The organism is Neorhizobium sp. BETTINA12A (assembly GCF_023006485.1).
GTDB lineage: Bacteria > Pseudomonadota > Alphaproteobacteria > Rhizobiales > Rhizobiaceae > Neorhizobium.
In genome coordinates, this window is sequence record NZ_JALBGW010000150.1 from 1 (window position 1) to 11,648 (window position 11,648).

The 11,648-nt window shown below is 61.6% G+C and carries 15 protein-coding genes; 5 read left to right on the top strand and 10 right to left on the bottom strand.

Annotated features, from left to right (window positions below):
* The 7 genes from ruvB to ruvC form a co-directional block, all read right to left on the bottom strand.
* Positions 1-659: Holliday junction branch migration DNA helicase RuvB (gene ruvB, locus MOV61_RS24120; RefSeq protein ID WP_247138407.1), on the bottom strand; the 659-nt coding region annotated here is incomplete at its 3' end.
* Positions 656-1,054, bottom strand: coding sequence for a PIN domain-containing protein (locus MOV61_RS24125; protein WP_247138409.1), 399 nt, complete (start codon positions 1,052-1,054; stop codon positions 656-658). The genes MOV61_RS24125 and ruvB, both read right to left, overlap by 4 nt.
* Positions 978-1,313, bottom strand: a complete 336-nt coding sequence (locus tag MOV61_RS24130) for an AbrB/MazE/SpoVT family DNA-binding domain-containing protein (protein WP_247032166.1) — start codon at positions 1,311-1,313, stop codon at positions 978-980. The genes MOV61_RS24125 and MOV61_RS24130 overlap by 77 nt, the downstream gene beginning before the upstream one ends.
* A 56-nt stretch (positions 1,314-1,369) precedes the next feature.
* On the bottom strand, positions 1,370-1,987 hold the full coding sequence (gene ruvA / locus MOV61_RS24135; RefSeq protein WP_038544898.1) for a Holliday junction branch migration protein RuvA: 618 nt from the start codon (positions 1,985-1,987) through the stop codon (positions 1,370-1,372).
* A 12-nt stretch (positions 1,988-1,999) separates the two neighbouring features.
* Complete coding sequence (locus tag MOV61_RS24140; RefSeq protein WP_247138410.1) at positions 2,000-2,416, bottom strand: type II toxin-antitoxin system VapC family toxin; 417 nt, start codon at positions 2,414-2,416, stop codon at positions 2,000-2,002.
* Positions 2,397-2,657 carry an AbrB/MazE/SpoVT family DNA-binding domain-containing protein gene (locus MOV61_RS24145; RefSeq protein WP_247032162.1) on the bottom strand — a complete coding sequence of 87 codons (261 nt, stop codon included), beginning with the start codon at positions 2,655-2,657 and terminating at the stop codon, positions 2,397-2,399. The genes MOV61_RS24140 and MOV61_RS24145 overlap by 20 nt, the downstream gene beginning before the upstream one ends.
* A 55-nt stretch (positions 2,658-2,712) precedes the next feature.
* Positions 2,713-3,222 carry a crossover junction endodeoxyribonuclease RuvC gene (gene ruvC, locus MOV61_RS24150; protein ID WP_038549578.1) on the bottom strand — a complete coding sequence of 170 codons (510 nt, stop codon included), beginning with the start codon at positions 3,220-3,222 and terminating at the stop codon, positions 2,713-2,715.
* Between the two features lie 191 nt (positions 3,223-3,413).
* Here ruvC and MOV61_RS24155 point away from each other — a divergent pair, with 191 nt between their 5' ends.
* The 3 genes from MOV61_RS24155 to MOV61_RS24165 all read left to right on the top strand — a co-directional run bounded on the left by MOV61_RS24155 (position 3,414) and on the right by MOV61_RS24165 (position 7,643).
* On the top strand, positions 3,414-4,826 hold the full coding sequence (locus MOV61_RS24155; RefSeq protein ID WP_247138411.1) for a methyl-accepting chemotaxis protein: 1,413 nt from the start codon (positions 3,414-3,416) through the stop codon (positions 4,824-4,826).
* A gap of 130 nt (positions 4,827-4,956) precedes the next feature.
* Entirely contained in the window at positions 4,957-5,964 is a 1,008-nt protein-coding gene (locus MOV61_RS24160; RefSeq protein ID WP_247138413.1) for an LLM class flavin-dependent oxidoreductase, read from the top strand.
* A gap of 86 nt (positions 5,965-6,050) precedes the next feature.
* Positions 6,051-7,643, top strand: coding sequence for an inorganic phosphate transporter (locus tag MOV61_RS24165; RefSeq protein ID WP_408962424.1), 1,593 nt, complete (start codon positions 6,051-6,053; stop codon positions 7,641-7,643).
* 68 nt (positions 7,644-7,711) lie between these two features.
* On the opposite strand, the gene MOV61_RS24170 is transcribed toward MOV61_RS24165, so the two are convergent.
* Positions 7,712-8,458: a YebC/PmpR family DNA-binding transcriptional regulator gene (locus tag MOV61_RS24170; RefSeq protein WP_038544911.1), complete on the bottom strand. Its 747-nt coding sequence runs from the start codon at positions 8,456-8,458 to the stop codon at positions 7,712-7,714.
* A 192-nt stretch (positions 8,459-8,650) separates the two neighbouring features.
* Here MOV61_RS24170 and MOV61_RS24175 point away from each other — a divergent pair, with 192 nt between their 5' ends.
* A complete protein-coding gene (locus MOV61_RS24175) occupies positions 8,651-9,163 on the top strand; it encodes a pyridoxamine 5'-phosphate oxidase family protein (RefSeq protein ID WP_038544913.1) in 513 nt (170 codons plus the stop codon).
* A 24-nt stretch (positions 9,164-9,187) separates the two neighbouring features.
* Here the strand turns inward: MOV61_RS24175 and MOV61_RS24180 are convergent, their stop codons facing one another.
* On the bottom strand, positions 9,188-10,033 hold the full coding sequence (locus MOV61_RS24180) for an MBL fold metallo-hydrolase (RefSeq protein WP_247138415.1): 846 nt from the start codon (positions 10,031-10,033) through the stop codon (positions 9,188-9,190).
* Between the two features lie 201 nt (positions 10,034-10,234).
* Between MOV61_RS24180 and MOV61_RS24185 the strand changes: the two genes are divergently transcribed.
* Positions 10,235-10,966: a dienelactone hydrolase family protein gene (locus MOV61_RS24185; protein ID WP_247138416.1), complete on the top strand. Its 732-nt coding sequence runs from the start codon at positions 10,235-10,237 to the stop codon at positions 10,964-10,966.
* 92 nt (positions 10,967-11,058) lie between these two features.
* Here MOV61_RS24185 and MOV61_RS24190 read toward each other — a convergent pair.
* Positions 11,059-11,648, bottom strand: a 590-nt coding sequence (locus tag MOV61_RS24190) for a DbpA RNA binding domain-containing protein (RefSeq protein WP_247138417.1), incomplete at its 5' end; no start/stop codon positions are given.

Genomic DNA, 11,648 nt, shown 5'->3' on the forward strand with positions numbered 1-11,648 from the left:
ATGCGCGGCGTGCCACGGGCGCGGCGGGCGATCTCGCGGGCGCCTGCATCGGTCATCGAAAGGCTCATCAGCCGCGCACCGCGCCGGACGATCAATTCCAGCTCATCAACCGTATAGAAAGACAACCGGATGGGAATGCCGAACCGGTCGCGCAGCGGCGTGGTGAGCAGACCGGCCCGGGTGGTGGCGGCAACCAGTGTGAACTTCGAAAGGTCGATCTTCACCGATCGCGCCGACGGACCTTCACCGATGATCAGGTCGAGCTGAAAGTCCTCCATCGCCGGATAGAGGATTTCCTCGACTGCCGGGTTGAGCCGGTGAATTTCGTCGATAAAGAGCACGTCCCGCTCTTCGAGATTGGTGAGCAAGGCCGCAAGATCGCCAGCCTTGGCGATGACCGGGCCGGATGTCGAGCGGAAATTGACGCCGAGTTCCTTGGCCATGATCTGCGCCAGCGTCGTCTTGCCAAGGCCTGGCGGACCGACAAACAGCACGTGGTCCAGCGCCTCGCCGCGGTTCTTCGCCGCCTCGATAAACACCTTCAGGTTGGCGCGCGCCTCCGCCTGGCCGGTGAACTCGTCCAGCGACTGCGGGCGCAGCGTCATATCCAGGTCTTCGCCCCGCTTTTCCGGCGTTATCAGGCGGGCGGGTTCACTCATGCGAGAAGTTCCATTCCGGGTACATATCGTGCAGCAGTTTTGTCGAAAGTCACCGTTTTTGAACAGCCAATTCTTTTTGCGAGCTCAGCGATCAAATAGTCTGCGACGTCGAACTTGCCGAAGCCATCGGCCAAAAACATGATCTCTATGAAATCCGAATCCTCAAAGACGAGCTCTCGGCTTTCCAATAGTCCTCGAAACACGGACGCAATCTCTTGGTTCTTATAGCCGTAACTTTTCCGCATGACCCAACATGCTTCGGTGAAAACGAAGAGCGAGATATAAGCCGGATTTTCTGCCGATCTTGAACGAAAGAACTCAACTGCGCTTTCGTACTGTTTCGGGTCGTCCGTCATCAGAAACCGGAGGAGTACGTTCGTATCGATGCCAATCACGCATGATCCTCCGATCATCATCTGCCGCCGCTTGCGCCGCGGCGTCGCTCATTTCTTCGACGGTCAAGTGGACGCCGTTGGGAGCATGGCCGAGAATACCCGCAAACTCCATGACGCTCCGCGTCTTGGCCCTTAATTTGACCTCACCATTTTCAATGATGAAGTCCATTTGATCACCGGGACTAAGATTGAGATATTTCCTGATTTCTATTGGAATTGTCGTCTGACCTTTAGAGGTCAATTTTGCGCCGTAACCCATGAGCACCTCCATTCCTTACATTTTATCTTAGTAAGGATTCTGGAAAAAGCAAGGAATCACCGCGCCAGCTCCTTCAGCCCCAGCCGTATAAGTCTGGCGCTGTCGCCCCCCTCGCCGCCGTTCTTGAGCGCTGCTGCAACCGCATTCGCGGCCTGGTCGCGCGAATAACCGAGATTGGTGAGCGCCGAGACGGCATCGGCGACCGGCGCTGCGGCAACACCCTCGCCAAGCTCCTGCTTGAGGCCGATATTGCCCGAAGCCTCGCCGGCAAAGGCGGGCGCCTTGTTCTTGAGTTCGGTGACGATCCGCACCGCGACCTTCGGCCCGACGCCGGGCGCACGCGAAACCGTCGTCTTGTCCTGAAGGGCAATAGCGTTGGCGAGCTCAGACGGCGTCAGGGTCGAGAGCACCGCGAGCGCCACCTTGGCGCCGACGCCTTGCACGCTCTGCAGCAGGTTGAACCATTCCCGCTCCAGCGCGCTCAGGAAGCCGAAAAGCTTGAACTGATCCTCACGGACATAGGTCTCGATGAACAGCACCACCGCTTCGCCGACCGAACCCATCTTCGACAGCACCCGCGACGAGCAGAAGACCTCGTAACAGACGCCATGAACGTCGACGAGCACATAGTCGTCGCCGATCTCGTCGATAGTGCCTTTGAGCTTGCCGATCATGAAAGATGTCCGTCAGGGATGGGTTTCGGGGGAGATGATGTCGAGCGAGGGAAAATAAGCGCGGTAACGGGCTGGCTCACGGGTCAGGAGACGATGGGAGCGGACCGCGGCATGGGCGCCGATCAGGAAATCCGGCAGGGTTCGCTCGCGAAGTCCGCCGGACCTGCGGTAAGAAAAATGCGCCTTACCCGCCTGAAATGCCGCATCATAAGACAAGGTCTCGCGCTTCATACCGAGCCAGCCGAATGCTAGGGTGATCTCGAGTTCACTCAGCGGCGATGCCGACAGTTCCGACCAGATGACCGGATTGAGGATAAGTTCCCCCTCTTCCGCGCATCGTTTCAATGCACCGAGCGACCACATTCGCGCCGGAGTGGCAGGCCCCAGCATATCGATCAACACATTCGTATCAACGACGGTCGAGGTCATCGCGCGGTCCCCGAAGCCAATCGATATACTCATCGGTCGTCATGCCGCCGAGATCCCAGGTGCCTTTGACGCTGTCCGCCCATTCTTCGAAGCTCTTGTAGTCCTGCCTGCTGTCGTCGAGCCTGACAAGCCTCACGCCGTCATCAGACACGACAAAATCCACCTCCGAACCCGGCCCGATCTTCAATCGGTCGCGGATTTCCTTGGGGATCGTGACCTGGCCTTTTTCGGTGACACGCATGGTAATACCTCTGAGGTATTACTTATCCGCCGAACCAGAACAAGTCAAGAACAAACTAGCCGGCGAGTGCGGCGCGCATGCGCTGGCCGCCGCGGTTGTGGGCGTGGCAGATGGCGATCGCCAGCGCGTCGGCAGCGTCGTTGCCTTTGAACTCCGCCTTCGGCATCAGGATCTTCAACATCATGTGGATCTGCTGCTTTTCGCCGTGGCCGACGCCGATGACCGATTTCTTGACGGCATTCGGCGCATATTCGGCAACCGGCAGCCCGGCCCGTGCCGGCACCAGCATGACCACGCCCCTCGCCTGGCCGAGCTTCAGCGTCGCGACCGCATCCTTGTTGACGAAGGTCTGCTCCACGGCCGCCTCGTGCGGCTGGTAGGCATGCACCACTTCCGCCAATCCGTCGTGCAATTGGCAGAGACGGGAGGCGAGATCCAGGTCGCCGTCGGAGGTCACGGTGCCCGAGGCGACGAATTTCAGGCTGTTGCCGAGCGTCTCGATAATGCCCCAGCCGGTGCGTCGAAGCCCCGGATCGATGCCGATGATGCGAATCGTGCCTGTCATGCCCATACCCTATCCTGATGCCCCAACCAGTGCCACGATAATGTGAACAAACCGAAAACGCGAACGCTGTGCCGTTAACCTACGGGTAACCATATCGGGAAGGTTTGCTCCCTTTCGGGTCGCCGGTCGGCAACGCCCCGGCGCCTCGCGCGTTGCAAATCGCGGCTTGAACGCAATGTGAGGAGGCAGCCATGATAGGCAAACACCATTCCCTTTCCGTCAAGGTGATCGGGCTTGTGCTGGCGCAGAATGGGATTCTCGCCGGGCTCCTCTTTTATGTCGCCGACGGACTGACGCCTTTCGAGATGCTGGACATCGCCGCGTCGCTGATAACGCTGACCCTCGTCACCATCTCGCTTGCCGGCGCGCTCATCAATCCGTTGCGGACAATCGCGGGAACCGTCTCGGAGATCGCCGCCGGCAAGACGGCGGTGCCGCGCGAGCATCTGGCCCGCACAGATGAAATCGGATCCATCTCACGGGCGCTGGAGCGGCTCTGCCGCGACCATCTCACCCGCCTCGTCGAAGACGAAGAAGAGCGCGAGCGGCAGGAGACGGCTGCGGCTGAAACCCGCATGCGCGACCTCGAGGCAGCCGGGGACGAGGCACACGATCTGAAGACCGTGGTGGAAGCGCTCGACGGCGGCCTGCGGCGCCTAGCGGTCGGCGATCTTACCGTGCGGATCGATATGCCGTTCCCCGAAAGATACGAGGGCCTGCGCGCCGATTTCAACCACGCCCTGACAATCCTGGAAGACGTGCTCGGAATGATCGGCAGCGGCGCCCGCGACCTTCATACGGACTGCGCCGAGGCCCGCGCCGACATGGCGGCAACGGCCGAGGCCGGTGGCCGCCTGACGGCAGCCATCGCCAAAACCGCCGCGGATGTCGGTTCGCTTGTCGAAACGCTCAAGGCGAGAAAGCTGCAGGCACAGCACGCGGCCGACATCGCCCACAATGCCCGGCTCGACCTGCGCCCGCCGAAGGAGATGATGCAAACGGCAACGGTGGCGATGGAAGCAATCCGCAAGGCATCGCTCAAGATCGAGCCCGCCGCAGCCAACATCCGGGACATCGCCTTCCAGGCCAATATGCTCGCCCTCAATGCCGGCATAGAAGCAGCCCAATCCGAAGAGGCCGAGGTCGACTTCAAGACCGTGGCCGAGGAAATCCGCGGACTTGCAGAGCGCGCCGCAGAGGCCGCCAAGGACATCTCCGGCCTGTCACGCAAGTCGGCGGAAGCGGCCGAACTCGGCGGCAAGTCCGTCGAGAAGGCCGGTGGAGAGCTGGATGCGATCACGATCTATGCGGACGCCGTTGATCGCCACGTGGCGGCGCTTGCGGCAAGCTCCGGCAAGGAGATCGAAGCGATCGCAGCCGTCAGGACCACGATGACGACGCTTGCCAAGGCGAGCCGAGACCAGATAGGGGCGCTCGATGCGTTGACGGCGAAGCTCGGCCGCATGAACCACGAGATCGGTACGATCGACCACCATGCGGGACGTTTCACGCCCGTCACCATCCTCAACGCGGGAGGAGTGGCTGTACCGGAAAGCCTCAAACCCGCAAAACCCGGTTCGCACCTGCGGCTGGTCAAATCCTGATGTCGGAGGGGTCGTCCGTCACGCCCCTTTCGACCGGCGCTTTTCTGTCAACCTCGGGGTCGTATTTCTGGACGCGACTGCCTAGATAAGTGGAACACTCTGTCAGTTATACCGCCTCCAGGACGTGCCGATGATCCCCTTTTCCATTCTCGATCTTTCACCCGTCGGTGAAGGTTATTCCGTGAGCGATGCGCTCGACCAGTCTCGCCGCCTGGCGATCAAGGCCGAGGAGCAGGGTTACAAACGGGTCTGGCTCGCCGAACATCACGGCATGCCGGGCATTGCCAGCGCCGCAACCGCGATTGTCATCGGCCATGTGGGCGCGGCCACCAAGACCATCCGCGTCGGCTCCGGCGGCATCATGCTGCCCAACCATTCGCCGCTCGTCATCGCCGAGCAGTTCGGCACGCTGGAAGCGCTGCTTCCGGGCCGCGTCGATCTCGGTCTCGGCCGGGCGCCGGGAACCGACATGCGCACCGCAAGCGCGCTCCGCCGCAATCTCGATGCCGGCGCCGAAAGTTTCCCGCATGACATCCTCGAGCTGCAGCGCCTGCTCGGTACGCCGGAAAAGGACCAGGGCCTGCTTGCCGTGCCGGGCATGGATGCGCACGTGCCGATCTGGCTGCTCGGATCGAGCATTTACAGTGCCCATCTCGCAGCCGCCCTCGGCCTGCCCTATGCGTTTGCCTCGCATTTTGCGCCCGACATGCTGATGGAAGCGATCTCGATCTACCGCGACCGTTTCCAGCCCTCGCTCCAACTCGACAAACCCTACATGATGGTCGGCGTCATGGGCGTCGCAGCGGAAACGGATGCCGAAGCCGAGCGCGCCTTCACCTCGTCGCAGCAGCAGTTCGTCAATCTTCGCAAGAACGTCCGCACCCGCTTCCCGAAACCGCTCGATAGCATGGAAGGTTTTTGGACGCCGATGGAAAAGATGAACGTCGAGCACACGCTGCGTTACGCAGCGGTCGGCTCGGTTGCGACTGTCGAGGCAAAGCTCAGGGATTTCCTGGGAGAAACCGGCGCCGACGAATTGATCATCTCGATGCCGATCCACGATGTCGATGCACGGCTGCGCTCGGTCGAGTTGTTCGCGACGTTGCCGATGATGGAGAAGCAGCCCATCCCCGCCTAGGAAGCAGGCGTCACAAGAGGTTCACCGACCAGAGTTAGCTTTTGTTAATCCTGGAAAATGCGGAGTACCGAAACGTGACAGACGCCATCGCTTCCAAACCCAGTGTTTCTGCGTCCTACCACCCTCTGGAAAACCCGAGTTCACTCGGAAAATGGTTCATTCCCCTGTTCGGCGTCGTGCTGATCGGCGGCCTGGGTTATGTCGGGTACGCGCTGGCGAACGACCTTTCGGTCGCCAGTTCGGTTCCTTGGGCGTTGCTCGGCCTTGCGCTTTTGATCGCGCTCGGCTTCGAATTCGTCAACGGCTTCCACGATACCGCCAATGCCGTGGCAACCGTCATCTATACCCGCTCCATGCCGGCGGAACTGGCAGTCGTCTGGTCGGGCTTCTTCAACTTCCTCGGCGTGCTGCTCTCGAGTGGCGCGGTCGCCTTCGGGATCCTGGCGCTGCTGCCGGTGGAACTGATCCTGCAGGTCGGCTCCGGCTCAGGCCTCGCCATGGTCTTCGCGCTCCTCATCGCCGCCATCATCTGGAACCTCGGCACCTGGTATCTCGGCCTGCCCTCCTCCAGCTCGCATACGCTGATCGGCTCGATCATCGGCGTCGGCCTGGCGAACCAGTTCCTGGCGCCGCAGGGCACGGCAACCAGCGGCGTCGACTGGTCGCAGGCGAGCAATATCGGCCTGTCGCTGCTGATCTCTCCCCTGATCGGCTTCGGGCTTGCGGCGATCCTGCTTCTGGTCATGAAGGTGCTCGTCCGCAACAAGGCGCTTTACGAAGAGCCGAAGGGCAACAAGCCGCCACCCTTGTGGATCCGCAGCCTGCTGATCTTCACCTGCACCGGGGTCAGCTTCGCGCACGGCTCCAACGACGGCCAGAAGGGCATGGGCCTGATCATGCTCATCCTGATCGGCCTTGTGCCGACCGCCTTTGCGCTCAACCGCACCCCCGATGCGCAATACCTGCATGCCTACGAACAGGCATCGACGAATGTCGAGACGGCGCTGCAGAAATACGTCAAGCCGGGCGTCACGGTAACCGACGCTCGGGCGGAAGTCGCCAACGCGGTCAGGAACAAGACCTGGAACGACACGACGACGCTGGCGCTGCAGCGGTTCATCCACGCATCAAGCGAGCAGATCTCGAAATTCCCGACCCTCGAGGCGGTACCGACCTCGCTGGTCGGCAACATCCGCAACGACGTCTACCTGATCGGCGAGGCGCTGAAGCTGATCGACAAGAACAAGCTGCTGCCGATGCAGGGCAGCGACCTCGACGCCGTCAAGGCCTACCATCAGGCCGTCGACAACGCCACGAAGTTCATCCCGCTCTGGGTCAAGGTCGCCGTCGCGCTGGCGCTTGGCCTCGGCACCATGGTCGGCTGGAAACGCATCGTCGTAACGGTCGGCGAGAAGATCGGCAAGACCCACCTGACCTATGGCCAGGGTGCTTCGGCGGAAGTCGTCGCGATGGTGACGATTGGTGCTGCCGACCATCTCGGCCTGCCGGTCTCCACCACCCATGTGCTCTCGTCGGGCGTGGCGGGCACCATGGCGGCGAACGGGTCGGGACTGCAGTGGTCGACGGTGCGCAACATGTTGCTCGCCTGGGTGCTGACGCTGCCGGCCTCGATCGCTATCGCGTTCGTACTCTACGTGGCCCTGCGCCAGATCTTCTGAGCGTGAGCCCTGAAATGCAAACGGCACCCCGATCGGGTGCCGTTTTTGTATCGAGATCGGCTCTAAATTCAGGCCGAAAGCTTGGCCATGACTTCTTCGGAAACCTCGAAATTCGAATAGACGCTCTGCACGTCGTCGTCGTCTTCCAGGTTGTCGATGAGCTTCAGCAGCGACTGTGCTTTCTCCTCATCCACCTCGATCGTGTTCTGCGGCCGCCAGATCACCTTGACGGTCTGGGCCTCGCCGAGCGTCGCTTCGAGCGCCTTGGACACTTCGCCGAGGCTTTCGAACGCGCAGATGATCGTGTGGCCGTCCTCGTCGGTGGTCACGTCGTCGGCACCAGCCTCGATCGCCGCTTCCATCACCTTGTCCGCATCGCCGACGCTCGCCTTGTAGGTGATTTCGCCGACATGGTCGAAGGAGAAGGAAACCGAGCCGGTTTCACCGAGTACACCGCCAGCCTTGGTGAAGGTCGAGCGGACGTTGGAGGCCGTGCGGTTGCGGTTGTCGGTCAGCGCCTCGACGATAACGGCGGTGCCGCCCGGGCCGTAACCCTCGTAACGGACGGAATCGTAGTTCTCTCCGTCGGAACCGGCAGCCTTCTTGATCGCCCGGTCGATATTGTCCTTGGGCATCGACTGCGCCTTGGCGTTCTGGATCGCCAGGCGAAGCGCCGCGTTCATGGTCGGATCAGGCAGACCCGTCTTGGCGGCAACGGTGATTTCACGCGCAAGCTTGGAAAACATCTTCGACCGGATCGAATCCTGCTTGCCCTTGCGGTGCATGATGTTTTTGAACTGTGAATGGCCAGCCATGGCACCCCTGACACTTTAGCTTGTTCTGGAACTCGTTCTGGAATGGCGCCTTATAATTTCGAAGCCGGAGCCATTCAAGGGCATTTCCTGGGTAAGGCGAGGCTTTTCCTGATGCCGCCCCGCCGAAACAAGCAGGAACAAAGCCAAAGCCTTGCTGTTTGTTCACGCAGACGAACAACAAGGAGACAGTCGATGGCAAGCCTTACCGAAGCCCGTGAAGCGCCCGAACGCCAGCTCTGGGACGAGATCAACAACATCCATGCCGGCATGCTCGGCATCGAGGGCTCGCATATGCACTTCCAGCCGATGGCGCCGAATGCCGATCCGAAATCGAGCACGATCTGGTTCTTCACCAAGAGTGATACGGATCTTGTACGCGCCATCCGCGCCGGCAGCCGCGCGCATTTCTGCGTCGTCGGCAAGAACCACGACTACCACGCCTGCCTTTCCGGCACGCTGGAGATCCGTAACGATCGTGCCAAGATCGACGAATACTGGAGCGCCGTGACCTCGGCCTGGTACGAGCGCGGCAAGGAAGACCCGCTACTGACCCTGCTCGCCTTCAAGGTCGACGATGCGGAAATCTGGGCCTCCACCGACAGTACGCTGAAATTCGGCTGGGAAATCGCCAAGGCCAATCTGAAGGACGAGAAGATGCCGGATGTCGGCGTCAAGCAGCACCTCGCCTTCCCGCAGTTCCACTGAACGAGAATAAGGCCGCTGGGCTGATCAGAGCCCCTGCGGCACCAGTATCGTCGGCTTTTTCGGCAGGCTGCGCATCGACACCCGGATCGTCGGCTCCTTGGCATAGGCGATGTCGAACTTGGCGTCGAACATGGCGATGAAATTGTCGAGCGGCGGCCCCCAGCGGTGCATCGGCAGGATGAGCGAAGACCGCAGCCGCTGCACCACCCGGCTCATGCTGTCCGCGCCCATCGTCAGGCCGCCGTCGACCGGAACCATCAGGATATCGAGGCGGCCGATCTCGGTATACTGGGCCTCGTTCAGTTCGAAATGCAGGTGGCCGAGATGGCCGATGCAGAGGCCCGCGACCTCGAAGATGAAGATCGAATTGCCGTTTTCCTCGATGCCGCCGCCCCAGTTGCGGATATCCGACATGACATTGCGGATGTAGACATCCCCCACCATCAGACGGTGTTGCACCTTTTCCCCCGGCACATCGCTCCAGCCGTGCAGCACATGTTTGATCCCGGGATCGGGGCTCAGCGTAAAATGGGTGGAATGCGCCTTGTTCATCGTTGCCACGTCCGGCAGCCGCGAGGGGCGATAGGCGCCGCTATAGTCGGTGGCGATGCCGACCCCTTCAGGGGTTTCGATGAAATAGGTGGAATGGCCGACAAAGGTGATCTTCACCTCTTCCCGGTCGGCAAGCGCCAGGCTCTTCTTGGCCTGGGCAAATTGCGGACCGGAGGGATTGAAGCTCGCGAAGGTGACACCGGGCAGTTTCTGGGCGATCGCCTGGCACTGGCTGACGGGCAGGCCATCCTGTGCGAGCGCGGCGAAGGCTGACAGAAGCAGGCTGGAAATACCGAGTGCGAGAGCCCGTAGCATCATGCTGATCCCAAAGAACTGCGTTCATGCTCATTCCCGGCGAAAACATGCGGCAATGCGAAAGGCCGGTCCAGCCGCAATCGCCCGGGCCGGTCTCACAATTCTGTCATTGGTGGAGGTCATGGAGTTGATTATTGAAAAGCTGCGGCAGCCCGCCGACATAAGCTCGCCGCCATCCGGACGGAAGCGCAAGAGGATATTTTCATGAAGCATGACATTGAGATCAAGACGAAGGACGGCACCGCCAAAGCCGCCGTCATTAAGCCTGCAGACGGTGCTGCAACCGACAAGGGCGTCATCCTCTACATGGATGCCTTCGGCCCGCGCGAAGCGCTCTACCAGATGGGCCAGCACATCGCCGATGCCGGTTATACCGTGCTCGTTCCGGACCTATTCTATCGCTCGGGCACCTACGGCCCGTTCGATGCGAAGACGGCCTTCAGCGAAGAAGCCACCAGGGCGCAGTTGATGGGCCTGATGCGCGCCACGCCCCAGCCGCTCACCGCCGAGGATGGTGAAGCCTTCATCGAAGCGTTGACCTCCGAAGGCGCCACCGGCGCGATCGGCACCGTGGGTTACTGCATGGGCGGCGGCCGGGCGATCACCGCTGCGGCTCGTTATCCGGAGCGCATCAAGGCGGCCGCCAGCCTCCACGGCGGCAATCTCGCAAGCGACGCCGAAGACAGCCCGCACAGGCTGGCGGACCGGATCAAGGCACGCGTCTATGTCGGCGTCGCCGGCGTCGACAACAGCTTTCCGCCGGAGCAGTCGGCTCGGCTCGCCGAAGCATTTCGCACCGGCGGCGTCGACCATATCGTCGAGAACTATGTCGGCATGGCGCATGGCTGGACGGTGCCGGACCACAGCATCTACGACAAGGACGGTTCCGAGCGCCACTTCAAGCGCCTGCTGACGCTGTTCGAAGAGGCCCTCTAAACGCCTCCCTCCGAAACGACAAAGGGGCGGCTTCGGGCCGCCCCTGATCTCATTGAAATCTCGCAATTCCGGTTGGCAGCGCTGTGCCTTGCCTACTTCCGGCGCTCGAAATTGCTGCTGTTGGCCAATTTCGGCTTGTCCTTCTTCTTGAAAGGCTTGTCGTCTTTCTTGAAGGGCTGGGCGTCCTTGCGGAACGGCTTGGCTTCCTTGTTGAAGGGCTTGGCGTCGCCACGCGGTTCGGCGGCCCTGGGGCCGCCCGGACCGGCTGCGTTGGAGGTGTTCTTCCTCGGCTTGCCCTTCGCCCAGTCGTCGCCACGAGGCTCCTTCGGACGATCGTCGTAGGACTTCTTGACGTAAGGCTTGGCCGGCGCGGGACGGCTGAGGTCCGGCGCGCTGGTCAGCCGGGTAACGCGGATGCCGCGCTCCAGCGCCTTGTCCTTCCCGACAGCCTGCATGAAGGCGTCGGCGTGGTCGGCAGCGATCTCGACGAAGGTTTCGTCCTGCTGCATCTTGATTGCGCCGATTTCCCGCTTGGTGACGTTGCCGTTGCGGCAGAGCATCGGGATCAGCCAGCGCGGCTCGGCATTCTGCTTGCGGCCGACCGACAGCGAGAACCACACGGCCGGGCCGAACTCGTCGCGCGACGGGCGCGGGGTCATCGGGAAGTCGCCCTCGCCGCCGG

Bases quoted from the DNA above. Each gene is read 5' to 3' on its own strand.
- MOV61_RS24155 (WP_247138411.1), top strand. From the start codon at position 3,414: ATGATAGGCAAACACCATTCCCTTTCCGTCAAGGTGATCGGGCTTGTG.
- MOV61_RS24175 (WP_038544913.1), top strand. From the start codon at position 8,651: ATGGCAAGCCTTACCGAAGCCCGTGAAGCGCCCGAACGCCAGCTCTGG.
- MOV61_RS24145 (WP_247032162.1), bottom strand. From the start codon at position 2,657: ATGCGTGTCACCGAAAAAGGCCAGGTCACGATCCCCAAGGAAATCCGC.
- MOV61_RS24185 (WP_247138416.1), top strand. From the start codon at position 10,235: ATGAAGCATGACATTGAGATCAAGACGAAGGACGGCACCGCCAAAGCC.
- ruvC (WP_038549578.1), bottom strand. From the start codon at position 3,222: ATGACAGGCACGATTCGCATCATCGGCATCGATCCGGGGCTTCGACGC.
- MOV61_RS24180 (WP_247138415.1), bottom strand. From the start codon at position 10,033: ATGATGCTACGGGCTCTCGCACTCGGTATTTCCAGCCTGCTTCTGTCA.
- MOV61_RS24170 (WP_038544911.1), bottom strand. From the start codon at position 8,458: ATGGCTGGCCATTCACAGTTCAAAAACATCATGCACCGCAAGGGCAAG.
- MOV61_RS24130 (WP_247032166.1), bottom strand. From the start codon at position 1,313: ATGGGTTACGGCGCAAAATTGACCTCTAAAGGTCAGACGACAATTCCA.
- MOV61_RS24140 (WP_247138410.1), bottom strand. From the start codon at position 2,416: ATGACCTCGACCGTCGTTGATACGAATGTGTTGATCGATATGCTGGGG.
- ruvA (WP_038544898.1), bottom strand. From the start codon at position 1,987: ATGATCGGCAAGCTCAAAGGCACTATCGACGAGATCGGCGACGACTAT.
- MOV61_RS24160 (WP_247138413.1), top strand. From the start codon at position 4,957: ATGATCCCCTTTTCCATTCTCGATCTTTCACCCGTCGGTGAAGGTTAT.